This is a genomic window from Bradyrhizobium sp. ORS 86 (genome assembly GCF_045571475.1).
In the GTDB taxonomy this organism is placed as follows: domain Bacteria; phylum Pseudomonadota; class Alphaproteobacteria; order Rhizobiales; family Xanthobacteraceae; genus Bradyrhizobium.
The window spans coordinates 3276148-3302708 of record NZ_CP120699.1 but is presented as its reverse complement, the minus strand read 5'-3'; the positions used below and the strand labels follow the sequence as shown (position 1 = coordinate 3302708).

The window sequence follows — 26561 nt, the reverse complement described above, 5'->3', positions numbered from 1 at the left end:
GCGTTCCTGCACCGCAGCACCGAAAGAAAGCAGCAAAAAGGCCGGCGCAAAGCCGGCCTTCTCGTTTGTTACCGTAGTTCTGCGGGCCCTTATTCGGCCGGCGGCAGCGCCAGCGGCTCCGCTTCCGGGGCCGTCGGCACGATCGCCGCCTGCTGCTTCTCGCGCTCGTCGAGGATCAGCTTGTCGCGCTTCATTGCGACTTCGCGGATCCGCGCCATCGAGGCGCCGGTGCCGGCCGGGATCAGACGGCCGACAATGACGTTCTCCTTGAGGCCTTCGAGCGGGTCCACCTTGCCGTTGACGGCAGCTTCAGTGAGCACGCGCGTGGTCTCCTGGAACGACGCCGCCGAGAAGAAGGAGCGGGTCTGCAGGCTCGCCTTGGTGATGCCGAGCAGAACCGGCGTACCCGTGGCGGGCTTCTTGCCCTCCTCCTTGGCCTTGGTGTTGAGCGCGTCGAACTCGATCTTGTCGACCTGCTCGCCCGAGATCATGTCGGTGTCGCCCTGATCGGTGATCTCCACCTTCTGCAACATCTGACGGACAATCACCTCGATGTGCTTGTCGTTGATGAGCACGCCCTGCAGCCGGTAGACCTCCTGGATTTCGTTGACCAGATAGGCAGCGAGCTCCTCGATGCCCTTGATCGCCAGGATGTCGTGCGGTGCCGGGTTGCCTTCGACGATGAAGTCGCCCTTTTCGACGATATCGCCGTCCTGAAGGTGGATGTGCTTGCCCTTCGGGATCAGGTACTCGCGCGGCTCCTCGGTCTTGTCCAACGGCTCGATCGAGATGCGGCGCTTGTTCTTGTAGTCACGGCCGAAGCGGATCGTGCCCGCGGTCTCCGCGATGATCGCCGCGTCCTTCGGCTTGCGAGCCTCGAACAGCTCCGCCACCCGCGGCAGACCGCCGGTGATGTCGCGCGTCTTGGCGCTCTCGGTCGAGATACGCGCCAGGATGTCGCCCGGCATGACCTTCGCGCCGATGTCGACCGACAGAATGGCGTCGACCGACAGCATGTAGCGGGCATCGCCGCCACGCGCGAGCTTCATCACCTTGCCATCCTTGCCCTTGACCACGATGGCCGGACGCAGGTCCGAGCCGCCGCGCGTCGTACGCCAGTCGATGACCACGCGCTTGGCGATACCGGTGGACTCGTCGAGCGTTTCCGAGATCGACTGGCCCTCGACGAGGTCCTCGAACCCGATCGTGCCCTCGACTTCGGTCAGCACCGGGCGGGTGTAGGGATCCCACTCGGCGATGCGCTGGCCGCGCTTGACCGTGTCGCCTTCGTCGACGTGCATGCGCGAACCGTACTGGATACGGTGGGTCGCACGCTCGGCGCCGTCGGCATCGACGATCGCAACGACCATATTGCGCACCATCGCGATCAGGTGGCCTTCGCTGTTGCGGGCGATTGCCTTGTTCTTGATCACGATCTTGCCGTCGAAGTTCGACTCGACGAACGACTGCTCGTTGAGCTGCGCTGCGCCGCCGATGTGGAACGTACGCATCGTGAGCTGCGTGCCCGGCTCGCCGATCGACTGCGCCGCGATGACGCCGACGGCCTCACCGTGGTTGACCGGGGTGCCGCGGGCCAGATCGCGGCCGTAGCACTTGCCGCAGATGCCGTTGATCAGCTCGCAGGTCAGCGCCGAGCGGATCTTCACCTCCTGGATGCCGGCCTGCTGGATCGCGTCGACATGGCTCTCCTCCATCAGCGTGTCGCGCTTGACGATCACGTTGTTGGTGGCGGGATCGCGCACGTCATCGCAGGCCACGCGGCCCAGGATGCGCGAGCCGAGCGAGGCAACGACCGTGCCGGCGTCGACGATGGCGCGCATCTTGATGCCGAGCGTGGTGCCGCAGTCGGACTGCGTGATGATGCAGTCCTGCGCGACGTCGACCAGACGGCGGGTCAGGTAGCCCGAGTTCGCGGTCTTCAACGCGGTGTCCGCGAGGCCCTTGCGGGCGCCGTGGGTCGAGTTGAAGTACTCGAGCACCGACAGACCTTCCTTGAAGTTGGAGATGATCGGCGTCTCGATGATCTCGCCCGACGGCTTGGCCATCAGGCCGCGCATGCCGGCGAGCTGGCGCATCTGCGCCGGCGAACCACGCGCACCGGAGTGCGCCATCATGTAGATCGAGTTGATGTCGGCGTCGGCTCCGCTCGCCGTCTTCTTGGTGGCGGAGATTTCCTTCATCATCGCCTTGGCGATCTCTTCGGTCGCCTTCGACCAGGCGTCGACGACCTTGTTGTACTTCTCGCCGTGGGTGATCAGACCGTCGTTGTACTGCTGCTCGAAATCCTTCGCCAGCGTACGGGTGGTATCGACGATCTTCCACTTGCCGTGCGGCACGACCATGTCGTCCTTGCCGAACGAGATGCCGGCCTTGAACGCATTGTAGAAGCCGAGCGCCATGATGCGGTCGCAGAAGATCACCGTCTCCTTCTGGCCGCAGTGACGATAGACCTGGTCGATGACGCCGGAGATCTCGCGCTTGGTCATCAGCTTGTTGATGATGTCGTACGAGATCTTCGAGTGCTTCGGCAGCAGATTGCCGAGCATGATGCGGCCCGCGGTGGTCTCGATCCAGCGCTTGGACGGCTTGCCGTCCTCGCCGAGCCCCTCCCACCGATACTTGATCTTGGTGTGGAGATGGATGACCTTCGAGTGCAGCGCATGCTCGAGCTCGGCCATGTCGCCGAAGATCTTGCCCTCGCCGGGCAGACCCTCACGCATGATCGAGACGTAGTACAGACCAAGCACGATGTCCTGCGACGGCACGATGATCGGCTGGCCATTCGCGGGATGCAGGATGTTGTTGGTCGACATCATCAGGACGCGCGCTTCGAGCTGCGCTTCGAGCGACAGCGGAACGTGCACGGCCATCTGGTCGCCGTCGAAGTCGGCGTTGAAGGCGGCGCAAACCAAAGGATGGAGCTGGATCGCCTTGCCCTCGATCAGCACCGGCTCGAACGCCTGGATGCCCAGACGATGCAGCGTCGGCGCGCGGTTGAGCAGCACCGGATGCTCGCGGATCACCTCATCGAGGATATCCCAGACCTCCGGACGCTCCTTCTCGACCAGCTTCTTGGCCTGCTTCACCGTGGTGGAGAGGCCCTTGGCGTCGAGCCGCGAATAGATGAACGGCTTGAACAGCTCGAGCGCCATCTTCTTCGGTAGGCCGCACTGATGCAGGCGCAGCTCGGGACCGACCACGATCACCGAACGGCCCGAATAGTCGACGCGCTTGCCGAGCAGGTTCTGGCGGAACCGGCCCTGCTTGCCCTTCAGCATGTCGGCGAGCGACTTCAGCGGACGCTTGTTGGCGCCCGTGATGACGCGGCCGCGGCGGCCGTTGTCGAACAGTGCGTCGACGGCCTCCTGCAGCATGCGCTTTTCGTTGCGGATGATGATGTCGGGTGCGCGCAGCTCCATCAGCCGCTTCAAGCGGTTGTTGCGGTTGATGACGCGGCGATAGAGATCGTTGAGGTCCGAGGTCGCGAACCGGCCGCCGTCGAGCGGCACCAGCGGACGCAGGTCCGGCGGGATCACCGGCACGACCGTCATGATCATCCATTCCGGCTTGTTGCCGGAGACGCGGAACGCCTCGACGATCTTCAGACGCTTGGCGAGCTTCTTGTGCTTGATGTCGGAATCGGTCTCCGCCATCTCGGCGCGCAACTGCGCCTCCAGCTTGTCGAGGTCGAGCCCCTTGAGCAGCTCGCGGATCGCCTCCGCGCCGATCATGGCGGTGAAGGAATCCTGGCCGTACTCGTCCTGCGCCTTCAGATACTCGTCTTCCGACAGGAGCTGACGGTCCTTCAGCGCGGTCAGACCCGGCTCAAGCACGACGTAATATTCGAAGTAGAGGATCCGCTCGAGATCCTTCAGCGTCATGTCGAGCAGCAGGCCGATGCGCGACGGCAGCGACTTCAGGAACCAGATGTGGGCGACCGGTGCGGCCAGCTCGATGTGGCCCATGCGCTCGCGCCGCACGCGCGACAGCGTCACCTCGACCGAGCACTTTTCGCAGATGATGCCCTTGTACTTCATCCGCTTGTACTTGCCGCACAAGCACTCGTAGTCCTTGATCGGACCGAAGATGCGCGCGCAGAACAGGCCGTCACGCTCCGGCTTGAACGTGCGGTAGTTGATGGTCTCCGGCTTCTTGATCTCGCCGTAGGACCACGACAGAATCTTCTCCGGAGACGCGATCGATATCCGGATCTGGTCGAAGACCTGGGCCGGCGTCGTCGGATTGAAAAGATTCATAATCTCTTGGTTCATGGTCTTCTCCTCGCGTGCCGATCGTCACCGGCAGCAAATTCGAAACTTTTATTCGGCCCGCGCCCCGCTCAACGTCCGAGCGGAGTGCGAAGGCCCGGCGCTGTCGCGCCGGGCATAGATCGCAGCGTTACTCGGCCGCTTCCGAGGTCGGTGCCGGTCCCATCTTGGAATTGTGCAGGTCGACGTTGAGGCCGAGCGAGCGCATTTCCTTGACCAGCACGTTGAACGATTCCGGAATACCGGCCTCGAAAGTGTCGTCGCCGCGCACGATCGCCTCGTACACCTTGGTACGGCCGGCGACGTCGTCCGACTTCACCGTCAGCATTTCCTGCAGCGTGTAGGCAGCGCCGTAGGCTTCGAGCGCCCAGACCTCCATTTCGCCGAAGCGCTGGCCGCCGAACTGCGCCTTGCCGCCCAGCGGCTGCTGGGTGACGAGCGAGTACGGACCGATCGAACGCGCGTGGATCTTGTCGTCCACCAGGTGGTGCAGCTTGAGCATGTAGATGTAGCCCATCGTCACCTTGCGATCGAACGCATCGCCGGTGCGGCCGTCATAGACGGTCGACTGGCCGGAGGCGTCGAAGCCGGCAAGCTTCAGCATCTCCTCGATGTCGGTCTCCTTGGCGCCGTCGAACACCGGAGTGGCGATCGGCACGCCGTGGCTCAGGTTGCGGCCAAGCTCGATCAGCTCGTTATCGTTCAGCGACTTGATGGTTTCATCTTCGCCGTAGATCTTCTTCAGGGTCTCGCGCAGCGGCTTGAGATCCTGCTTGTGATAGTAGGCGTCGATGGTCTGACCGATGCGCTTGCCGAGGCCGGCGCACGCCCAGCCCAGATGCGTCTCCAGGATCTGGCCGACGTTCATGCGCGACGGCACGCCGAGCGGGTTCAGCACGATGTCGGCATGGGTGCCGTCCTCGAGGAACGGCATGTCCTCGATCGGAACGATCTTCGACACCACACCCTTGTTGCCGTGACGGCCGGCCATCTTGTCGCCGGGCTGGATCTTGCGCTTCACCGCGACGAAGACCTTGACCATCTTCATCACGCCGGGCGGCAATTCGTCACCGCGCTGCAGCTTCTCGACCTTGTCGAGGAAGCGCTGCTCGAGGCCCTTCTTCGACTCGTCGTACTGCTTCCGCATGGCCTCGATCTCGGCCATCAGCTTGTCGTTCGGCGAGGCGAACAGCCACCATTGCGACTTCGGATACTCGTCGAGCACCGCGCGGGTGATCTTGGTATCCTTCTTGAAGCCCTTCGGGCCGGCGATGCCCTGGCGGTTCTCCAGGAGCTCGGCAAGGCGATTGTAGACGTTACGGTCCAGGATCGCCTGCTCGTCGTCGCGGTCCTTGGCCAGACGCTCGATCTCCTCGCGCTCGATCGCCAGCGCACGCTCGTCCTTGTCGACGCCGTGACGATTGAACACGCGGACTTCCACGATCGTGCCCTGCACACCGGGAGGGACACGAAGCGAGGTGTCGCGGACGTCGGAGGCCTTCTCGCCGAAGATGGCGCGGAGCAGCTTCTCTTCCGGCGTCATCGGGCTCTCGCCCTTCGGCGTGATCTTGCCGACCAGGATGTCGCCGGCGCGGACTTCCGCACCGATGTAGACGATACCGGCTTCGTCGAGGTTCTTCAGCGCTTCTTCCGAGACGTTCGGAATGTCGCGGGTGATTTCCTCAGGCCCGAGCTTAGTGTCGCGAGCCATCACCTCGAACTCCTCGATGTGGATCGAGGTGAAGACGTCGTCCTTCACGATCCGCTCGGAGAGCAGGATCGAGTCTTCGAAGTTGTAGCCGTTCCACGGCATGAACGCGACCAGCACGTTGCGGCCGAGGGCGAGCTCGCCGAGATCGGTCGACGGACCATCGGCGATGATGTCGCCCTTCTTGACGATGTCGCCGACCTTCACCAGCGGACGCTGGTTGATGCAGGTCGACTGGTTGGAGCGCTGGTACTTCATCAGCCGGTAGATATCGACGCCCGACTTGGTCGGATCGAGATCTTCGGTGGCGCGGATCACGACGCGGGTGGCGTCGATCTGGTCGACCACGCCGGAACGGCGCGCGGCGATCGCGGCACCCGAGTCACGGGCCACCACGCCTTCCATGCCGGTGCCGACGAACGGCGCCTCGGCGCGAACCAGCGGCACCGCTTGGCGCTGCATGTTCGAGCCCATCAGCGCGCGGTTGGCGTCGTCGTTCTCGAGGAACGGGATCAGGGCCGCGGCGACCGAAACGAGCTGCTTCGGCGACACGTCCATGTAATCGACCTTGTCGGGCGTGATCGGCAGCACTTCGCCGGCGTGACGGCAGACGATCAGGTCCTCCGTGAAGCGCCCCTTGGCGTCGAGCGGCACGTTGGCCTGCGCGACGCGATAGCGGCCCTCCTCCATCGCCGAGAGGTAGACCACCTCGTCGGTGACCCGGCCGTCCTTGATCTTGCGATAGGGCGTCTCGACGAAGCCGTACTTGTTGACGCGCGCGAACGTCGCCAGCGAGTTGATCAGACCGATGTTCGGACCTTCCGGCGTCTCGATCGGACAGATACGGCCGTAATGCGTCGGATGGACGTCGCGGACCTCGAAGCCGGCCCGCTCGCGGGTCAGACCGCCCGGGCCAAGCGCCGACAGGCGCCGCTTGTGGGTGATCTCCGACAGCGGGTTGGTCTGGTCCATGAACTGCGAGAGCTGCGAGGAGCCGAAGAACTCGCGCACCGCGGCAGCCGCGGGCTTGGCGTTGATCAGATCCTGCGGCATCACGGTGTCGATGTCGACGCTCGACATGCGCTCCTTGATCGCGCGCTCCATGCGGAGCAGACCGATCCGGTACTGGTTCTCCATGAGCTCGCCGACCGAACGCACACGGCGGTTGCCGAGATGGTCGATGTCGTCGATCTCGCCCTTGCCATCGCGCAGGTCGACCAGCGTCTTGATGACCGCCAGGATGTCTTCCTTGCGCAGCGTGCGATGGGTGTCGGGCGCATCGAGCTCGAGGCGCATGTTCATCTTGACGCGGCCGACCGCGGACAGGTCGTAGCGCTCGGAATCGAAGAACAGCGACTGGAACATGGCCTGCGCCGAGTCCAGCGTCGGCGGCTCGCCCGGACGCATCACGCGGTAGATGTCGAACAGCGCGTCCTCGCGCGTCATGTTCTTGTCGGCCGAGAGCGTGTTGCGGATGTAGGCGCCGACATTGACGTGGTCGATGTCGAGCAGCGGCAGGTCCTTGTAGCCCTGCTCGTTAAGCACCTTGAGCGACTTGTCGGTGATCTCCTCGCCGGCTTCGGCGTAGATCTCACCGGTCTTCGGATTGACGAGGTCCTCGGCGAGATAGTTGCCGACCAGCTCCTCGTCCGCCATCCGCAGCGCCTTCAGGCCCTTCTCCTGAAGCTGGCGCGCCTGGCGCACGGTCAGCTTCTTGCCGGCCTCGAGCACCACCTTGCCGGTGTCGGCGTCGATCAGGTCGTTGACGGTCGAATAGCCGCGGAAGCGGTTGGCGTCGAACGGCACGCGCCATCCGTCCTTGGTCCGCTTGTAGGTGATCTTCTTGTAGAAGGTTGAGAGGATCTGCTCGCCGTCGAGACCGAGCGCGTACATCAGCGAGGTCACGGGAATCTTGCGGCGGCGGTCGATGCGCGCGAACACGATGTCCTTGGCGTCGAACTCGATGTCGAGCCAGGAGCCGCGATACGGAATCACGCGCGCGGCAAACAACAGCTTGCCGGACGAATGGGTCTTGCCCTTGTCGTGGTCGAAGAACACGCCGGGCGAACGGTGCATCTGCGAGACGATGACGCGCTCGGTGCCGTTGACGACGAAGGTGCCGTTCATCGTCATGAGCGGGATATCGCCCATGTAGACGTCCTGCTCCTTGATGTCCTTCACCGACTTGGCGCCGGTTTCCTCATCGATATCGAACACGATCAGGCGCAGCGTCACCTTGAGCGGCGCAGCAAAGGTCATGCCGCGCTGGCGGCACTCGTCGACGTCATACTTCGGCGGCTCGAACTCGTAGCGGACGAATTCGAGCATCGAGGTGCCGGAGAAATCCGAGATTGGAAACACCGAGCGGAACACAGCCTGCAGGCCCTCGTCCGGGCGACCGCCGGCCGGCTCGTCCACCATCAGGAATTGGTCATAGGACGCCTTCTGAACCTCGATGAGGTTCGGCATCTCTGCGACTTCCTTGATGTGACCAAAAAACTTGCGTACGCGTTTGCGACCGGTGAATGTCTGCTGCGCCATCGTGGCCTCTCATTTTCGTCGCCTTTGTGGGGCGAACCTTCCGGGACGCGACTGCCATCGCCCCCGGGTTGAATTTCGAATCGCCTCGAAGGAACGAAGCCCAAATTCAGGAATTAAATCCCCAACCCGGACCGGCGGCCTTCAAAACGCAAAACGACGCGCGGGGCGCATGCCTGCACCCGCTCGTCCAAACCTTTCGCTTCACGGACTGAAAAAGCCCGAAATCTGACTGTCTCCCAACGGCTTCCGCCGGGAGACCCTGCCGCTCCCGCCGCCGACCGTGTTTTTCCGCTGCCGACCCGATATGGGTAGGCAATAATGGAGATTCGAGGGTTAAGTCTACGATTCCCCACACTTTCTTGTGTCCACCACGCCACGCGACAATCCGTCGCACGCCGTTTGCATGATCCCGGAGACTGACCGCGCTCTGGGGCTCTGCAGTGTCCTGCCCCACCCGTGCCGCCATGACCGGAACCCGGCTCTCGCGCCCCGTTCGGGCAGACCCGGGCCCGCTGTCGCGCGCCCGGGATTTTGGTCAAATAACCAGCGGTTACTTGAGTTCGACCTTGGCGCCAGCCTTCTCGAGCTGGGCCTTGATCTTGTCGGCTTCTTCCTTGTTGACGCCTTCCTTGAGCGGCTTCGGAGCGCCTTCGACGAGGTCCTTGGCTTCCTTCAGGCCCAGGCCGGTGATGGCGCGGACTTCCTTGATGACCTCGATCTTCTTGTCGCCGGCGGCAGCCAGCACGACGGTGAAGTCGGTCTTCTCTTCAGCCGGAGCGGCAGCAGCGCCGCCAGCGGCCGGACCGGCCACCGCAACGGCGGCAGCGGCGGACACGCCCCACTTTTCTTCGAGGAGCTTGGCGAGTTCGGCCGCTTCGAGCACGGTGAGGCTCGAGAGGTCGTCGACGATTTTCTGCAAGTCAGCCATTGATCAGTTTCCTTAAACGTTTGGTTCGAACCAGGTTTGAGATTAGCGAAGGGGTCAGGCCGCTTCGCCCTTTGAGGCATGAGCCTGAATGACGCGTGCGAGCTTGGCCGCGGGCGCGTTGGAGAGCTGAGCGAGCTTGGTCGCCGGCGCCTGGATGAGGCCGACAAGCTTGCCGCGCAGTTCGTCGAGCGACGGCAGTGAGGCAAGCGCCTTCACGCTGTCGACATTCAGGACGGTTTTACCCATCGAGCCGCCGAGGATGACGAACTTCTCGTTCGCCTTGGCGAATTCGATGGCAACCTTTGGCGCCGCGACCGGATCGTTGGAAGTTGCGATCACGGTCGGCCCCTTCAGCAGGGAGCCGATGGAAGCGACGTCAGTGCCTTCAAGAGCAATTTTGGCGAGACGGTTCTTCGAGACCTTTACCGACGCGCCCGCCTGCTTCATCTGCATGCGCAGCTTCTGCATCTGGGCGACGGTGAGGCCGGAATAATGAGCAACGATCGCGACGCTCGTGGTCTTGAAGACCTCGTTGAGCTGTTCGACCGCCTCTTTTTTTGCCGCTCGTTCCACAGCAAGCTCTCTCCGGTTGGCGGCCTTTCCGCGAGGACAGGACCGCCGGGTTGCACCCATCGTCCCACCCAAAACCTGATCCGTCGGGCGTGAGCCCTTCGGACATGCCGGGCAAGACGACGTTCTAGAAGCCTGCCCTCCCAGGACCTTGCGGCCATGGGCTGTCGAGGTTCGAACCAAATCAGCGCCCAGCCGCGAGGCGATCGCGAACTGGAATGCGAAATCCGGTCTTCACCCGTCTATGCAGGCCATGCGATTAAGCCGTTGAAAACACGAAGTTCTCGCTGGCGCCTGCAGTCTCGGACAGGATCGAGGCGATTCGGCTCTGCCGAACGCCCCCGCTCACGTTCCGTTTGAAGCGACGGGGTCCCTTCCTCTCGACGTCCTTGCGGGCATGCGGAAAGGAATGGTCTCCTATCGTCTCGGGTTTTCGGAATGCGAGCACGGACATGCCAGCAACCGCTGGCACGCCCGGAAGCGCGGTATTTAGCGAGTCTCGTCCGACTTGCCAAGAGCAAAATTCAGACCAGTTGGAATTGGCCTCACCCGCCAAAACAAACAAAGGGCGGAACCGACTGCCCGATTCCGCCCTGCTCTATCGCACGACTTGGGAAGATCTTAGCCGAGGATCGTACCCGGCTCGACCTTCACGCCCGGGCCCATGGTGGAGGAGACCGCCACGCGCTGGATGTAGGTGCCCTTCGAGCCTGCCGGCTTCGCCTTGGCGACCGCATCGGCGAGCGCCTTGACGTTCTCGACCAGCTTGTCCTCGGAGAACGAGGCCTTGCCGATGCCGGCCTGCACGATACCGGCCTTCTCGACGCGGAACTCGACCGAGCCGCCCTTGGCGCCCTTCACGGCGCTGGTGACATCCATGGTCACGGTGCCGATCTTCGGGTTCGGCATCATGCCGCGTGGACCGAGCACCTTACCGAGGCGACCGACCAGCGGCATCATGTCGGGAGTGGCGATACAGCGATCGAAATCGATCGTGCCGCCCTGCACCTTCTCGACCAGATCTTCGGCGCCGACGACGTCGGCACCGGCGGCCTTGGCTTCCTCAGCCTTGGCGCCGCGCGCGAACACGCCGACGCGGAGCGTACGGCCGGTTCCGTTGGGAAGGTTCACGACGCCGCGGACCATCTGGTCGGCGTGGCGCGGATCGACGCCGAGATTGATCGCGATCTCGATCGTCTCGTCGAACTTCGACTTGGCGCGCTCCTTGACCATCTTGATGGCATCCGCGAGCGGGTAAAGCTTCTCGCGATCAATACCTTCGCGGGCTTTCTTCAAACGCTTTCCGATTGACATGGCGCCTTACCCCGCAACTTCCAGACCCATCGAGCGGGCCGAGCCCTCGACCATCTTCATGGCCGCTTCGACGGTGTCGCAATTCAAGTCCTTCATCTTCTTCTCGGCGATCTCGCGCACCTGCGCCTTGGTCACCTGACCGGCCTTGTCACGGCCCGGCGCCTTGGAGCCGGACTGGATCTTGGCCGCCTGCTTGAGGAAGTAGGACATCGGCGGCGTCTTCATCTCGAAGGTGAAGGAACGGTCCGCATAGATGGTGATGATCACCGGAATCGGGGTGTTCTTCTCTTCCTTCTGGGTCTGCGCGTTGAACGCCTTGCAGAACTCCATGATGTTGAGACCGCGCTGACCAAGCGCGGGACCGATCGGGGGCGACGGGTTCGCCGCACCGGCCGGGACCTGAAGCTTCAGGTATCCGGTCACTTTCTTTGCCATTTATCACTCCTGTTGTGCCGGACGGTGCCGGCGGTTTCAGGTTCCGTGGTTCGGTTGAAGGGGCTGGCGACCACCTCCCGCCTCCCACGGCCTTTGCTGACGCGAGGCATATACCCCGCGCCGTCCGGTCAGACCACCTTTTCGACCTGACCGAATTCCAGTTCGACCGGCGTGGCGCGGCCGAAGATCGACACCGCGACCTTCACGCGCGAGCGCGCCTCGTCGATTTCTTCCACCACGCCCGAGAACGACGCGAACGGGCCATCGGCCACGCGCACGTTCTCGCCGATTTCGAACGACACTGACGCCTTCGGCCGCTCCACACCCTCCTGCACCTGATGCAGGATGCGCATGGCCTCGGCCTCCGAGATCGGCATCGGCTTGTTTTCGGCGCCGAGGAAGCCTGTCACCTTCGGGGTGTTCTTGATCAGATGGAACGCCTCGTCGGTCAACTTCATCTTCACCAGCACGTAGCCCGGGAAGAACTTGCGCTCTGCGTCAATCTTTCGGCCGCGGCGCACCTCGGTGACCTTTTCGGTCGGCACCAGGACCTGCTCGAACAGCTCCTCCAGGCCGCGCTGCTTGGCCTGCTCGCGGATCGACTCCGCGACCTTCTTCTCGAAGTTCGAATAGGCGTGGACGATGTACCAGCGCTTGTCCATCAATTGAGTTCCGATGCTCATCAGTGGATGCCCAGTATCATGGTGATCAGGTAGCGGATGATCTGATCCGCGGCGAAAAAGAAGATCGAGGCCAGCGCCACCATCACGAACACCATAATGGTGGTGATGGTCGTCTCGCGGCGCGTCGGCCAGGTGACCTTGGCGGTCTCCGAGCGCACTTCCTGCAGGAATTTGAACGGGCTGAAAGCCATCGTGAGATCCGCGTCCGTCACCGAACGATTTGCAAAGCTTCAAGGAATCCGAACAGCCGATGTTGAGGACCCAGCCCTCGTTTGGAAGGTTGAGCCGATGAACGAGCTCGATTGTTCGGGGAATTAGGCCGCGCCGGATATCCGCCATCAAAGCGGGCCGGCTGCGAGTGCCGGCTATCTACTGCGGGACTGGCCAAACGTCAAGGTCGGCGGGGACGCATCGGGCGCCTGCCCGGCTCGGGCCGATCGGGTGTTGGCCTCTCCAAATCAAGGGCTTAGCCGGCGCCCGGCGATAGCCCGACGTCCTGCCGAGATCGCTGTCGCCCGTCTCGTCCCGTCTAGACCAGGACGGGTTTTGGCGGCAGCAGCATCGAGACGAGCAAGCCACTCGGCTCCCGCGGCCTCAGTGCGATGCTGCCGCCATGGCGCTTGGCAATATCTTGTGCAATCGACAGCCCCAGCCCGAAGCCGCCCTCCTGCCGTGCGCTGTCGGCCTTGAAGAAGGGCTCGAACACCTTGTCGTGCAGCGCCGCCGGGATGCCGGGTCCGTCGTCAGCCACCTCGATCTCGATGTGGTCGGACGCCGTGGGCCGCAGCGCCACCATGATCGTGCTGCCGTGCTTGACCGCATTCTCGACGATGTTGGTGACGGCGCGCGACAGCGCACGGGGCCGACAGACATAGGGCAGCCGCACCGGCCCGGCATAGGACACCGCGTGGCCCATGTCGGCGAAATCCGAACAGATGGTCTGCAGGAAGCTCGGCAGGTCGATGCACGACACCGCCTCCAAGCGGGCATCCTCGCGCAGATACTCCAGCGTCTCGTTGATCATGCGGGTCATCTTGGCGATATCGGCCAGCATCGCCGTGCGCAGGGTATCTTCGCTTACGCGCTCCGAGCGCAACCTCAGTCGCGTCAGCGGCGTCCGCAGGTCATGACTGATCGCAGCCAGCATGCGGGTGCGGTCGTCGAGCAGCGCTGCGATACGCGTACGCATGTCGTTGAGCGCGTCGGCGACCTGGGCGATTTCCAGCGGACCGCGGCGGCGCAGCACCTCGGCAGCCCGGGGCGAGCGGCCGAACGAGGTCGCGGCGCGCGCGACCTCGGCCAGCGGCGCGATCACCCAGCGCACCGCATAAATCGACAGCAGCACCATGGACATCAGCACGATGATCGCGCCCGCGGCCGCCGGGCGGACCAGAAAGGACCAAAAGCCGCCTTTGACCGTGACGTCGGCCATCAAGGCGTGGCCGTCGTCGAGCTTCACGACCACCTGTGACGACGAGCCTGCCGGATGACGGAACCCCTCCAGCAATTCAATTCCCGGCTCGGCCGCAAGCTGCCGAAACGCTCTCATGGAAAACGATCGCATGTCACCGGCTGTTCGCGGCACGAGTTCGCCCAAGGCGACGCGCCTGACATCGAGACCGCCGCGTCTGGCTGTCGCCAGCAGTTCATCCGCGTCGGTCGGCGTCTTCGCGGAACGCAGCAGCAGCGTGAGCTCCGCGACCCGCCCCGCCAGGAACTTTTGCGTGTCGGTGACCGAGGGAGCGTCGAACAGAAAAATCACGGTCGCCGCTGCGAGCGTGACACCGATCAGTTCCGAGAGCGCGACGAGGCTCGTGAGTTGCGCGGCGATGCGGCGCGGCATCAGCCGCTGCGCCCATCCCATCAGATTTGCTCGACTGCCGGCGTGAACACGTATCCGCCGAGCCGCACCGTCTTGATCATCGAGCGGTCCTTCGGATCCGGCTCGATCTTCTGCCTGATGCGGCTGATATGAACGTCGACGCTGCGCTCGACCGATGCGATCAGGCCGCCGAAGGCCTGCTCCATCAATTGCTCGCGCGACAGCACCTGTCCCGGATTGCGGCAAAACGCCAGCAGCAGGTCGAACTCGGCCCCGGTCAGCGTGATGCGGACGCCTGCGGGGTCATGCAGTTCACGCGTGGTCGGATTGATGCGCCATCCGGCGAAGGTCAAAGAGCGCGGCCGCGAGCGGGATGCAGAGCCGCTCTCGACCCTCCGCAACAGCGCGCGGATGCGCGCCACCATCTCGCGCGAATTGAACGGCTTGGTGACATAGTCGTCGGCGCCGAGCTCGAGGCCGAGGATGCGGTCGATGTCCTCGCTCCGCGCCGTCAGCATGATGATGGGAATCGAGGACGACATGCGCAGGCGTCGGCAGATGCTCAGTCCATCCTCGCCCGGCAGCATCACGTCGAGCACGATCAGATCGAAGCTCTCGCGCTTGAGCAGCATATCCATCTCGACGGCCGAACCGACCAGGACTGGTCTGAAGCCGTTGTCCTCCAGCACCTCGGCCAGCATGTGCGCGATATCGGCATCGTCCTCGACGCAGAGAATGCGCGCGTTGGTGACGGGGAAAGCCACGAGGTCATCTTCCAGGATTTGCATCACGGCATTTTAGAGGCATCTGCCGCAGATGCGCAGCCACGCAAATATAGCGTTTGTTAAGCGTGCGCGGCCAAATGTGGCTCAAATAGGTCGCGCGGTTTCGCACGCTACATCTGACTTAATATCTCTTAATCCCGACCTCGGCGGCCCCGCTCTATCGTGACACGCGATCGTTTCTGGGGTGAGCGGTCGTTCGAGGGGTGTCATGAAAGTCGAATTTCTGCCGGGCGCTGCGGCTGACGCGCAGGCCACGGACCAGGTGCGGCTCGATCGCCGGTACAATCGGCCATCCTCGTTCGCCGGTGCCGCAGTCGCGGTTGCGTTGTTGTCGGGCTGCGCCAGCGCACCGATGACCAAAGGCGGGTCACTGGCATCGTACGACAAGCTGACCCCGTCCGACGGGCTGCTGGCGAAATCGCTGGTTCACGTCAACAAGGACGACGTGCTTGCCGTGAAGACGGTGCGGATCATGCCGACGACCTTCTCGCAGTCGGCCTCGCGGACGCTGTCGCGAGAGCAGCGCCACCTCGTCGCCAACGCGATCGACCGTTCGCTCTGCGTCGGCCTCAGCGATCGGCTCGAGGTCGTTGCTCCCGATCAGCCCGCTGATCTGACCGTGCACGCGCTCGTCACCCAGGCAGCGCCCACGGACGAGGTCGCCGCAGGCGCCTCCACGGTCATCGGCTTTCTGCCGACCGCGCTCAGCGCCAACGTCCCCGTGCCGATACCGCGGCTGCCGATCGGTCTCGGCAGCCTGACCGTTGAGGCCGAGGCGCGCGATCCGGCCAGCCGCCAACAGGCGGCGATGGTCTGGGCACGCGGCGCGAATTCCTTCACCAACTCGCCAAGGGTTTCGAGCGCCGCCGACGCCTACGATCTCGCTTCCTCCTTCAGCGACGATTTCAGCAAGCTCGTCGTCACCGGCGCGACGCCATTCGGCAAGCCGCCGGAGTTGCCCTCATTCGACAAGATCGGCGCCACGCTCGGCGGCAAGCCGAAATACGCCGCCTGCGAGGTGTTCGGCCGCAACCCCGGCCTGATCGGCATGGCCGCCGGCAAGCTTGGCCTGCCGCCGGAATGGTCGGACAAGGCGCCGGCGACAGCCAGCCAATAGCCGGCCTATCCGGCAAAGCTCTTCTGCACGGCCTGGTCGAGCGTGACGCTGCCGACATAGCGCTGGCGCAGCTCGCGCTTGAGTAGCTTGCCGCTCGGGTTCTTCGGCAGGCTGTCGACGAAGATGACCCGCTTCGGCACCTTGAAATGCGCCATCGCGCCGGCGCAGTGCTTGATGACGGCGTCCTCGTCGAGCCTCGCGCCGGCCTTGACCACGACGATCGCCGTCACCGCCTCGATCCAGCGCGGATCGGGCAGCCCGACCACCGCCACCTCCGACACCGCGGGCAACCGGTAGATCATCTCCTCGACCTCGCGGCTTGCGACATTCTCGCCGCCGCTCTTGATCATGTCCTTCACGCGGTCGACGACGGTGATGTAGCCGTCGGCGTCGACGGTCGCGAGATCACCGGAGTGGAACCAGCCGCCTGCGAATGCCGCCGCGGTCTTGACCGGATCGTTGTAATAGCCGGAGAGCAGATGCGGCGAACGGTGCACGATCTCGCCGACTTCGCCCACCTTGACGTCGGTCATGTCAGGATTGACCACCCGGGTCTCGACATTGATTGCGGGCTTGCCGGCCGAACCGGCCTTCGGCAACTGATCCTGCGGCGTCAGCACGGTTGCGAGCGGCGCAATCTCGGTCTGGCCGTAGAAATTCCAGAACTTCACGTCGGGCAGCCGGCGCTGCAACTCGAGCAATACCTCGACCGGCATGATCGAGGCGCCGTAGTACCCCTTGCGCAGCGTCGATAGATCGGTGCGATCGAACGCGGGCGAGCGCAGCATCGCGATCCAGATCGTCGGCGGCGCGAAGAACGCATTGATCTTGTGGGCGGCGATCAGCGCCAGGATGTGGTCAGCCACCGGCTTGCCGGTGATCAGGCTGCTGGCGCCGAGATAGATCGCGGGTCCCAGGAACACGTCGAGCTGTGCGCAATGATAGAGCGGCAGCGCGTGCAGCACGTTGTCGTCGGTCGACATGCCGCCATCGATGATGCAACTGACATACTGCCACATCACGGCTTCATGGGTGAGGATGGCCCCCTTCGGCAGCGACTCCGTGCCGCTGGTGTAGATGATCTGCGCGGGGTCGCGACTGTCGACCGATGCATCGGGCGCGGAGGCATCGTCGTGCAGCAGGCCGTCGAAGGTCTTGATGCCGCTAGGCGCCGTGGCGGGGTCCTCTCCCGGCAGCCAGATCAGCGTCTCGACTGCGGAGCCCTTGGCGGCCGCGGCGCGCGCGGTGTCGACAAAGTCCGGCCCGACCGCGAGCAGCTTCGCGCCCGAATTGGCGAGGATGAAGTTGATCTCATCCGGGTTCAGCATGAAGTTGATCGGCACCAGGATGGCGCCGATCCGCGCCACCGCGAAGCGCAACGCCGCGAAGGCATGAGAATTGCGCGACAGCACGGCCACACGGTCGCCCTTTGCGATGCCGAGCCCGAGCAGGCCGCGCGCCAGCCGGTTGCAGATCGCGTCCATCTCCGCGAAGGTCCACGTCACCTCGCCGCAGATCAGGGCCGTCTTGCTTGGATAGCGCCGCGCGGAGCGGCGCAAGAGGTCGCCGATGCTGTGCTCGCGGGCGCGCTGGATGGTTGCTGCGATATCTCCACTCATTTGTGTCCCTCCCGAATGTGCTTGTTGTCGTTGTTCTGATTTGTCCCGCCGCCTACTGTCGGGCGGCGTAGGCGTGCTCCATGTACATGTGCTCGACCGACCGATCGAGCGACGCGATCTTCTCGAAGCCGCGCCGCCAGTCTTGCAAATGCCGCCGCGTCCAGACGACACCGGCTTCCTTGTCGCGCCGCCTGATCGCATCCAGCAGATGACCGTGCGCTTCGATGAGGCGCGCGCCGCCCTCGGGCACGCCGGCGACGATCATCTCGGTGGTCGGAAAGAACAGTTGCGCCGCCGGCTCGCGGGCAAGCTGGAGCACGCGGTTCTGCGAGGCCTTCGCCATCAGCACATGGAATTCCGCATCGAGCTCGGCAAGCGCTGCGGGATCGCCCACCACCTCGGCGCTGCGCGCGAGATTGCCGGCGAGTTCGGCGATGTTTTCCTCGGTCGCGCGCTCCACCGCGCCTTCGACGCTCGCGACCTCCAGCGTCATCGAAGCCTCGAACAATTCGCGGAACGTCACCTCGTGCAGGATCAGCGCACGCGACAGCCGCGTTGCGAGCTTGTTGTAGCGCGGCAGGCAGGCCTGCAGCCGGCGGCTGGAATCACGCCGGATCAGCCCGCCCTCCTCCAGCACGCGAATGCCTTCACGCACCGTCGAGCGATTGACACCGAACTGCTCGACGAGCTGCTGCTCGGTGCCGATCGGTTCGCCCGGCTTGATCCGGCCGTTGATGATTTCCCGTTCGATCGCGTCGGCGACCTTCTGGTAGGCCGGCGCGACATCGATGCGCCGGAAGAGCGGCGTGGCGGGCACCTTGGGGCTCCCGTTTGTTGCTTGTCCGACAAAGGATAGGCGAACGCTCCAGAAGCGTCAAATGGCGCCAGTTCGGCCGAATTGTCGCAGTATGGCAGCGTGAATTGACTCCCAAACGGCTCAAATCTAGCTTTGTCGGACAAACCGATAAGAATACCTTGGGGAGGCATCACGTCATGAAATCCATCGTCACTCGTCTGTCCGCAGCCGGCCTGCTCGCCGCAGCGCTGGCGGGCCCTGTGCTTGCGCAGCAGGCGCCGCTCAAGATCGGCGTGCTGACCGATTTCCAGTCGGTCTATTCCGACATCGGCGGCGCCGGGAACGTCGAGGCCACCAAGATGGCGATCGAGGATTTCGGCGGCTCCATGTTCGGCAAGCCGATCGAGATGGTCACTGCCGATCCCCTCAACAAGGCCGACGTCGCCGCCACTATCACCCGCAAATGGTACGAGGCCGAGGGTGTCGACATGATCATCGACATGCCGACATCGGCGACCGCGCTCGCCGGCATGGAGATGTCGAAGCAGTTCGAGAAGATCATGATCGTGACGGATGCGGCGAGCTCCGACATCACCGGAAAATCCTGCTCGCCCTACACGCTGCACTGGACCTACGACACCTACGCCAACGCCCACACCGTCGGCAGCGCGATCGTGAAGAACGGCGGCGACACCTGGTTCTTCATCACCGCCGATTACCTGTTCGGCCATTCGATCGAGCGCGACACCGGCGACGTGGTCCGCGCCGCCGGCGGCAAGGTGATCGGCAGCGCGCGGCACCCGCTCAACACGCCGGACTTCTCGTCCTTCCTGCTGCAGGCCCAGGCCTCGAAGGCCAAGATCATCGGGATGGCCAATGGCGGCGCCGACACCATCAACACCATCAAGCAGGCAGCCGAGTTCGGCATTGTCGCGGGCGGGCAGAACCTCGCCGGTATCGTGATGTTCATCTCCGACATCCACAGCCTCGGGCTGAAGCTGGCGCAGGGCCTGATCGTCACCGAGGCCTACTATTGGGATCTCAACGACCGCACCCGCGCCTTCGGCAAGCGCTTCTTCGAGCGCATGAAGCGGATGCCGACCATGAACCAGGCCGCGACCTACAGCGCCACCCTGCACTACCTCAATGCCGTGAAGGCCGCCGGCACCAGGGACACCAAGCCGGTGCTCGCCAAGATGCGCGAGACCCCTGTCCGCGACGCCTTCACCGACAACGGCGTGGTCCGCGAGGACGGCCGCATGGTGCACTCGATGTTCCTGTTCGAGGTGAAGAAGCCCGAGGAATCGAAGGGACCGTGGGATTACTACAAGGTGCTCGCCGAGGTGCCCGGCGACCAGGCCTTCCGCCCGCTGAAGGACGGCGGCTGCCCGCTCATCAAGTGAGTGAAAACGATCATGGCCGGGGTCCAGGACCTCGGCCAACTCTTTCAAATTGTTCGGTAAAAGCTGGCAGGAGTGGAGAGGCTCGAACTCCCAACCCCCGGTTTTGGAGACCGGTGCTCTACCAATTGAGCTACACTCCTGCGGGGAACCGGCGTCGCCGCCGGTTCGCGCCGTTTCAAGCACAGGGCATGGCCGCTTTGCAAGGGCGAAGCGGTGAACGTCCTGTTCAATGCAGAACTTCTGCGCCAGACTTCGGCGATCACCCCTCGCCGGCACCCCGCCGCAACAATCACAAGAGCACAGGGAGAGACCATGAACGCTCAAACCGCCACGCAACGCGTTGCCAGCCCCAAGACCCCGTCCCTCCCCCTCGCCAAGCCCGAATCGATCGGGCTGTCGAGCGCGCGGCTGCAGGCGATGTCCGACACCTTCAAGCGCGAGGTCGACAAGGGCAACACGCCCGGTGTCACCGTGCTGGTGGCACGGCGCGGCCAGATCGGCTGGTTCGACGCGATCGGCCGGCAGAGCCCGGCGGCTTCCGCGCCGATGGCGCATGACACGATCTTCCGCATCTTCTCGATGACCAAGCCGATCGTCTCGGTCGGCATCATGATGCTGCTGGAAGACGGTCACTTCCTGCTCAGCGACCCCGTCGCGAAATTCATCCCGGAATTTGCCGAGACCAGGGTCGGCGTCGAGCACGACGGCAAGCTCGAGCTGGTTCCGGCCAAGCGGCAGATGACGATCCAGGACCTGCTCCGCCACACCTCCGGGCTGACCTACGACCACACCGGCAACGGCCTGGTTCAGCAGCTCTACCAACAGTCGCGGCTGCGCAGCCGCAAGATCACCAATGCCGAGCACGCCGCGATGCTCGCCGGCATGCCGCTGGTCTGCCAGCCCGGCGCCGAGTGGAACTACAGCCGCTCCACCGACATCCTCGGTCGCATCATCGAGGTCGTCAGCGGCAAGACGCTCGGCGCATTCCTGACCGAACGCATCCTTGCTCCTCTGCAGATGGCCGAGACCGCCTTCCACACCGGCCAGGAGAACGCCGGCCGGCTCGCCGAGGCCTTTGCGAACGATCCCTGGACCAACGAGAAGGTGCAGCTCTTCAACATGCTCGAGAAGCCGGCGATGGAATCCGGCGGCGGCGGACTGGTCTCGACCACGATGGACTATGCGCGCTTCGCGCAGATGCTGCTCAACCGTGGTTCGCTCGACGGCACCAGGATCATCGGCCGCAAGACACTCGAGCTGATGGCGTCGGATCATCTCGGTCCCGATGTGAAGATCCAGGGCACGCTGGTATCGCCGGGCCACAGCTTCGGCCTCGGCTTCGCCGTGCGCATGCAGCAGGGCATGGCGCCGTTCTCCGGCTCGGTTGGCCAGTTCTTCTGGAGCGGCATGGCCGGCACGTTCTTCTGGATCGACCCGAGCGAGGACCTGATCGCGGTCTTCATGATGCAGGGCCCCGGCCAGCGCGAACATTTCCGCTCGCTGGTGCGCAACGGCGTGTATGCGGCGGTGGAGTGAGATCGGCACTCCCGCCCATCCCACAGTGTCGTGCCCCGCGCAGGCGGGGCATCCAGTACGCCGCGATGGTTGCGAGGAACCGGGAGGTCAGAGTTTACTGGATCACCCGCTTTCGCGGGTGATGACGAGTTGAGTGTGTGGCGCGCTTTGCGCACCCAGGCGTAGATCAACTAATCGTCGCGCCGCCGTCGATTACCATGGTCTGGCCGGTCATGAAGTCGCCGGCGCGCGAGCCCAGGAACACGGCCGCGCCTGCGATCTCGTCCGGCACGCCGATCCGCAGCAGCGGCGAGCGCGACGTCGAGGCCTTCAGATTGTCCGGATTGTCCCACAGCGCCTTGGCGAAATCGGTCTTGATCAGGCCCGGAGCGATGCAGTTCACGCGGATATTGTGCTTGCCGTACTCGCAGGCGAGGTTGCGCGCGAGCTGCATGTCGGCGGCCTTGGAGATCGCGTAGGCGCCGAGAATGGTCGAGCCCTTCAGGCCGCCGATCGAGGACACGATGATGATGGAGCCGTCCTTACGCTCGATCATCTGCGGCACCACCATCGAGATCAGCCAGTTGTTGGCGACGATGTTGTTGTCGAGAATCTTGCGGAACTGATCATCGGAGATGCCGGCGAGCGGACCGTAATATGGGTTCGACGCAGCGTTACAGACCAGCACATCGATCTTGCCGAAGGCGCGGTTGCTCTCATCGACGAGGTTTTGCAGGTTTTCCTTCGAAGAGATGTTGGCCGGGATCGCAACCGCGGTGCCCTTGCCGTGGGTCTCGTTGATCTCCTTTGCGACCTGATCGCAGACATCGGCCTTGCGCGAGGAGATCACGACTTTGGCGCCGTGCTCGGCCATGCGCTCGGCAATGGCGCGTCCGATACCGCGTGTCGAACCGGTGATGACGGCGACTTTCCCCTTCATGTCGAACAAGGTCATGTTTCTCTCCCAGATCTAAGGTTTTGAATTCTGCGTCGAGCTTAGGCAGCATTGTGGTGTTGCGATAGCGGCATCACGCAAGCTTGCCCGCTGGTCTGACTTCCGGCCCGGACGGCTGATGCATCGCGGCGTGCCTGGGATCGGCGATCCAGGGCTGCTGATTCACCATCGGCAGCCGCCACGTGGAAAAGCCCGGTGCGGCGATGTGATCGAGGCGCGTCACCGAGACATTGTCGATATCGAAGGACAGCCCCCGCTCCGGCTGCCCGCCGAGCGCAAGACCAACCGCGGCTCTGATCACACCGCCATGACCGACCGCAATCACATCCTTGCCCGATTCCTTCGCGTTGATGCGCACGATCGCGCGACAGACGCGCGTGTAGAGGTCCATGAAACTCTCGCCGCCGGGCGCCGGCTCGTTGACGTCGGCGAACCAGGCATTGCCGGGCGGACGGCTGGCGAGCAGCGCGGCGCGGTTCATGCCCTGCCACTGGCCGAGATGCTGCTCGGCGAAGTCGCGCTCCTGCGTCATGCTCTCCGGTTTCGGAAAGTCGGCGGCCCAGATCGCTTCCGCCGTCTGATGCGTGCGCTTCAAATTGCTCGAGTACCACACCGCATTGCGCGGCAAGATTTTTGCGACCGCTTCGAACACTTCCGTGTCGCCGGTATCGCACTCGATATCAGCTTGACCGTAGATGTTGCCGCCGTCGCTGCGCACCGGCGCATGGCGAACCCACCACCATCGCGTCACGGTCACGTTGGACTTGTCTGGGTTGGACATCGGATGAGCCCTTCAATAGTGTCCCACGTCGCTGTACGTCACGCCGCACATCGTCTCAAGTGCTTCGGACGTTTGAAATCTTGTTTGAATTCCGTCGCGCGGCAGGCGCCACGGATCACGCCACCAGGGAGAAACGCATGGGCCGCCTCGAAGGCAAATCCGTCATCATCACCGGCGCGGGAAGCGGCATCGGCCGCGCCGCATCTTTGCTGTTCACCAAGGAAGGCGCCAGGCTGATCGCGGTCGATCGCACCGACGGGGTCAATGAGACCGCAAAGCTCGTGCGCGATGCCGGCGGCACCGTCGAGGCCGTGACGGCCGATGCAGGCGCCGAAGCTGATGTGAGGGCCTTCATCGACAAGGCGGTCACGAAATACGGCAAGCTCGATGCGATCTGGGCCAATGCCGGCGTCAGCGGCGGCCTGGTGCCGCTCGCCGACCAGACGGTGGAGCATTGGCAGGAAGTGCTGCGCGTCAACCTGATCGGCCCGTTCCTCGCCATCAAGCATTCGATCCCGCACATGACCAAGCAGGGCTTCGGCTCGATCATCTGCACGGCCTCGGTCGCAGGTCTGAAGGCCGGCGCGAGCGGCCATCCTTACGGCGCCAGCAAGGCCGGCGTCATCAGCCTGGTGCAGACCACCGCCTACTCGCTCTCCGGCACCGGCGTGCGCATCAACGCGGTCTGCCCCGGCCTGATCGAAACCGGAATGACGAAACCCGTGTTCGACCGCGCCAAGGAACGCGGCACCTCCGACAAGATCGGCCAGCTCAATCCGCTGAAGCGTGCCGGCCAGCCCCACGAGCTCGCCGCGATGGGCCTGTTCCTGGCAAGCGACGAAGCATCCTACGTCAACGGCCAGGCCATCCCGGTCGACGGCGGCCTCACCGCTTCGATGCCGTATACGGGCAAGCCGGTTTAGCAAGGGCTTTCTCGTGTCACTGTCCTGGTCCGGATGGCTCTAGGTTCATCACCGCCATCCTGGCCCTCGCCCACTGCCGTCGTCCCGGCGAATGCCGGGACCCATACGCCGCGGCGGGTATTGTGAACGGGACTAGCTGTTCCGGCATCGCTCAACAATGACCGTTCGTGGTAATGGGTCCCTGCTTTCGCCGGGACGACGCTGACGATAGTTCTCGCTCGATGCCTCGTGCCGTCATTGCGAGGAGGGTAGCGACGAAATTGCAAAGCAATTTTGTGCTGAAAGCGACGACTCGTCCGCCGAAGCCTTGGCAAGGCGCAATCGATCGCTCCGGCGTCATCCCCCGCGCATGCGGGGGATCCAGTACGCTGCGGCCTTTCCGATTAATCACTGCTGCCTCTGGAATACTGGATCGCCCGCCTTCGCGGGCGATGACAGGCGTGAAGATACGGCTTTGCATTCTCGCGACATGAATTGTCCGAGTTTTGCATCTCGTTCCGCCCTCTCGTGAAGAGAGGGCGCAGGGAAAGCCGGGTGCCGATCGCACCCATGGGCCCCGAGCAATGGTAGAAAGCTCGGGGGTAGGACCACAGGTGTAACCGGAGCAATCCCGGCTTTCCCTGCGCGATGGGTTACGGCTTATACGTGCTCGCCCCGGCGAGACTGGGCTTGGTTGTCACCGCCGTTGCAAGACGCAATTGCGTCTTGCAACAGGACACCTGCCACTAGGGCGTCAGGCCTGCACGATTTCGCCGTCCGCCACATGCGCGCTCGTCAGTTGCACAATCAGCGTCCACCGCATCTCGACCCAGCACTCGTGACGATCGCGAAGCGCCCCTCAGGCGGGTGAGACTGGTGATTCATACACTGAGTTGAACTTCGTGAAAACCGAAATATTTTTACGCAAAGGGCTTGACCTGTCGGGCAACTCAATGCCTTCAAAGTGGTACAATCTCAGTTTCTGCGAATGAGCCGCACCATGCCAAGCCCACGCCCCGACCGTATCCGCAAACTGCTGACCGACCTCGTCGCCTTCGACACCGTCAGCGACTGCTCGAACCTGCCGCTGATCGCCTATATCGAGAGCTACCTCGCCTCGCTCGGCGTCAGCGCTGAGCGGATCGTGGACGAAACCGGGCAGAAGGCCTCGTTGTGGGTCACCATCGGCCCCGCCGACAAGCCCGGCCTGGTGCTGTCGGGACATACCGACGTGGTGCCGGTTGCGGGACAGGACTGGACTCACAATCCGTTCGAACTCGTCGAGCGTAATGGTCGGCTCTATGGTCGCGGCACCACCGACATGAAGGGCTTTGTCGCGGTCTGCCTCGCCATGGTTCCGGAGATGCTTGGCGCCGGACTGAAGACGCCGATCCACCTTGCGATCTCCTATGACGAGGAGATCGGCTGCGTCGGCGTGCGCCCGATGCTGCGCGAGCTCAGCCGCAAGAAGGTGAAGCCGCTCGGCTGTTTCGTCGGCGAGCCGACCCAGATGCAGGTGATCATCGGGCACAAAGGCAAGCACGGCGTCCGCGCCACGTTCCGCGGGCTCGCCCGCCATTCCTCGATTGCGCCCGACGGCGTCAACGCCATCGAATATGCGGCCGAGCTGATTACCGAGATCCGCCGTCGCGCCGAACGGCTCGCCGCGGAAGGCGACCGCGATGAACTGTACGACATGCCCCACACCACCCTGCTCACCAGCATCGTGCATGGTGGCGCGGCGCTGAACATCGTGCCCGACCATTGCATGGTGGAATTCGAATGCCGCGGAATCGGCATCAGCGAGTCCAAGCAGGTGACGGATGCGATCATCGCCTGGGCCAAGGCCGAGATCGAGCCTGCGATGCGCAAGCGCCATCCGGAATGCGGCATCGATTTCGAAGAGATCCTAGACTATCCTGCCCTCGATACGCCAGCCAGCGATCCCTTCGTCACGCTCGCCAAGCAGATTGCCGGCCGCAACGACCACGCCAAGGTCGCGTTCGGCACTGAGGCCGGCCTGTTCGTCAGCATGGCGGGCGTTCCGTCGGTGGTGGTCGGCCCCGGCGGAATCGCGCAGGCGCATACGCCGGACGAGTTCGTCGAGATGTCGCAGCTCGAGGCTTGCGGCGACTTCGTCGCGCGGCTCATCGCGCATTGCGCAAAATGAACTGCAAATCCGGAGGGCGCACTACGGCTTCGGCGGATCCGCCCTACGCGCTTTCCGGATAACCCAGAATCGTCTTCAGCAATTTGGGAAAGCGCGCGTTGATATCGGCTTCGCGCACCACATTGCGGTGCTCGACGCCTTTTTTCGTGGTTCGAATCAAACCGGCTTCCCGCAAGACGCGGAAGTGGTTCGACAGAGTCGATTTGGCCATCTCGGGCATGGAGAACA

Annotated in this window: 19 protein-coding genes, 1 tRNA gene and 1 pseudogene; 5 read left to right on the top strand and 16 right to left on the bottom strand. The window is 63.8% G+C overall.

All coding sequences use genetic code 11. The features are described from left to right. Positions 1–89: 89 nt before the first annotated feature. The 10 genes from rpoC to P6U25_RS14945 all read right to left on the bottom strand — a co-directional run bounded on the left by rpoC (position 90) and on the right by P6U25_RS14945 (position 15078). Entirely contained in the window at positions 90–4292 is a 4203-nt protein-coding gene (gene rpoC / locus P6U25_RS14990) for a DNA-directed RNA polymerase subunit beta' (protein ID WP_407151924.1), read from the bottom strand. Between the two features lie 127 nt (positions 4293–4419). Beyond that, a complete protein-coding gene (gene rpoB, locus P6U25_RS14985) occupies positions 4420–8538 on the bottom strand; it encodes a DNA-directed RNA polymerase subunit beta (RefSeq protein ID WP_407151923.1) in 4119 nt (1372 codons plus the stop codon). Positions 8539–9088: 550 nt separating this feature from the next. Continuing rightward, positions 9089–9466 carry a 50S ribosomal protein L7/L12 gene (rplL, locus tag P6U25_RS14980; protein ID WP_016847588.1) on the bottom strand — a complete coding sequence of 126 codons (378 nt, stop codon included), beginning with the start codon at positions 9464–9466 and terminating at the stop codon, positions 9089–9091. A 54-nt stretch (positions 9467–9520) separates the two neighbouring features. Further along, positions 9521–10039 carry a 50S ribosomal protein L10 gene (rplJ, locus tag P6U25_RS14975; protein ID WP_407151922.1) on the bottom strand — a complete coding sequence of 173 codons (519 nt, stop codon included), beginning with the start codon at positions 10037–10039 and terminating at the stop codon, positions 9521–9523. Between the two features lie 618 nt (positions 10040–10657). Beyond that, positions 10658–11350, bottom strand: a complete 693-nt coding sequence (gene rplA, locus P6U25_RS14970; RefSeq protein ID WP_407151921.1) for a 50S ribosomal protein L1 — start codon at positions 11348–11350, stop codon at positions 10658–10660. 6 nt (positions 11351–11356) lie between these two features. Further along, the gene (rplK, locus tag P6U25_RS14965; protein ID WP_027583240.1) at positions 11357–11785 is read right to left on the bottom strand and encodes a 50S ribosomal protein L11; all 429 of its coding nucleotides are present in this window, start codon (positions 11783–11785) and stop codon (positions 11357–11359) included. A 128-nt stretch (positions 11786–11913) separates the two neighbouring features. Further along, positions 11914–12447, bottom strand: a complete 534-nt coding sequence (gene nusG / locus P6U25_RS14960; RefSeq protein WP_016840553.1) for a transcription termination/antitermination protein NusG — start codon at positions 12445–12447, stop codon at positions 11914–11916. 20 nt (positions 12448–12467) lie between these two features. Beyond that, positions 12468–12659, bottom strand: a complete 192-nt coding sequence (gene secE / locus P6U25_RS14955; RefSeq protein ID WP_407151920.1) for a preprotein translocase subunit SecE — start codon at positions 12657–12659, stop codon at positions 12468–12470. Between the two features lie 338 nt (positions 12660–12997). Next, complete coding sequence (locus tag P6U25_RS14950; protein ID WP_407151919.1) at positions 12998–14332, bottom strand: ATP-binding protein; 1335 nt, start codon at positions 14330–14332, stop codon at positions 12998–13000. Next, the gene (locus tag P6U25_RS14945) at positions 14332–15078 is read right to left on the bottom strand and encodes a response regulator (RefSeq protein WP_407151918.1); all 747 of its coding nucleotides are present in this window, start codon (positions 15076–15078) and stop codon (positions 14332–14334) included. The genes P6U25_RS14950 and P6U25_RS14945 overlap by 1 nt, the downstream gene beginning before the upstream one ends. A 205-nt stretch (positions 15079–15283) precedes the next feature. On the opposite strand from P6U25_RS14945, the gene P6U25_RS14940 reads away from it, so the two are divergent. Next, positions 15284–16192 (top strand): DUF3313 domain-containing protein, encoded by a 909-nt coding sequence (locus P6U25_RS14940; RefSeq protein ID WP_407151917.1) that lies wholly within the window; start codon positions 15284–15286, stop codon positions 16190–16192. Positions 16193–16197: 5 nt separating this feature from the next. Here P6U25_RS14940 and P6U25_RS14935 read toward each other — a convergent pair whose 3' ends face one another. After that, positions 16198–17811 carry an acyl-CoA synthetase gene (locus P6U25_RS14935; protein WP_407151916.1) on the bottom strand — a complete coding sequence of 538 codons (1614 nt, stop codon included), beginning with the start codon at positions 17809–17811 and terminating at the stop codon, positions 16198–16200. Between the two features lie 52 nt (positions 17812–17863). Then, positions 17864–18628, bottom strand: coding sequence for a FadR/GntR family transcriptional regulator (locus P6U25_RS14930; RefSeq protein ID WP_407151915.1), 765 nt, complete (start codon positions 18626–18628; stop codon positions 17864–17866). A gap of 176 nt (positions 18629–18804) precedes the next feature. Here P6U25_RS14930 and P6U25_RS14925 point away from each other — a divergent pair, with 176 nt between their 5' ends. Beyond that, a complete protein-coding gene (locus tag P6U25_RS14925) occupies positions 18805–20010 on the top strand; it encodes an ABC transporter substrate-binding protein (RefSeq protein WP_407151914.1) in 1206 nt (401 codons plus the stop codon). A gap of 64 nt (positions 20011–20074) precedes the next feature. Here P6U25_RS14925 and P6U25_RS14920 read toward each other — a convergent pair. Then, positions 20075–20150 (bottom strand) — tRNA-Trp (locus tag P6U25_RS14920). 172 nt (positions 20151–20322) lie between these two features. On the opposite strand from P6U25_RS14920, the gene P6U25_RS14915 reads away from it, so the two are divergent. Then, positions 20323–21546 (top strand): serine hydrolase domain-containing protein, encoded by a 1224-nt coding sequence (locus tag P6U25_RS14915; RefSeq protein ID WP_407151913.1) that lies wholly within the window; start codon positions 20323–20325, stop codon positions 21544–21546. Positions 21547–21712: 166 nt separating this feature from the next. Here the strand turns inward: P6U25_RS14915 and P6U25_RS14910 are convergent, their stop codons facing one another. Beyond that, on the bottom strand, positions 21713–22480 hold the full coding sequence (locus tag P6U25_RS14910; RefSeq protein WP_407151912.1) for an SDR family NAD(P)-dependent oxidoreductase: 768 nt from the start codon (positions 22478–22480) through the stop codon (positions 21713–21715). Between the two features lie 73 nt (positions 22481–22553). Then, a complete protein-coding gene (locus P6U25_RS14905; RefSeq protein WP_407151911.1) occupies positions 22554–23261 on the bottom strand; it encodes a histidine phosphatase family protein in 708 nt (235 codons plus the stop codon). A 137-nt stretch (positions 23262–23398) separates the two neighbouring features. On the opposite strand from P6U25_RS14905, the gene P6U25_RS14900 reads away from it, so the two are divergent. Together P6U25_RS14900 and argE are read left to right on the top strand one after the other, a co-directional pair. Next, a complete protein-coding gene (locus tag P6U25_RS14900) occupies positions 23399–24184 on the top strand; it encodes an SDR family NAD(P)-dependent oxidoreductase (RefSeq protein WP_407151910.1) in 786 nt (261 codons plus the stop codon). Between the two features lie 979 nt (positions 24185–25163). After that, positions 25164–26333, top strand: a complete 1170-nt coding sequence (argE, locus tag P6U25_RS14895) for an acetylornithine deacetylase (RefSeq protein WP_407151909.1) — start codon at positions 25164–25166, stop codon at positions 26331–26333. A gap of 43 nt (positions 26334–26376) precedes the next feature. On the opposite strand, the pseudogene P6U25_RS14890 reads toward argE, so the two are convergent. Beyond that, a pseudogene (locus tag P6U25_RS14890) lies at positions 26377–26550 on the bottom strand (ArsR/SmtB family transcription factor); the annotation flags it as partial. Between the last annotated feature and the right edge of the window lie 11 nt (positions 26551–26561).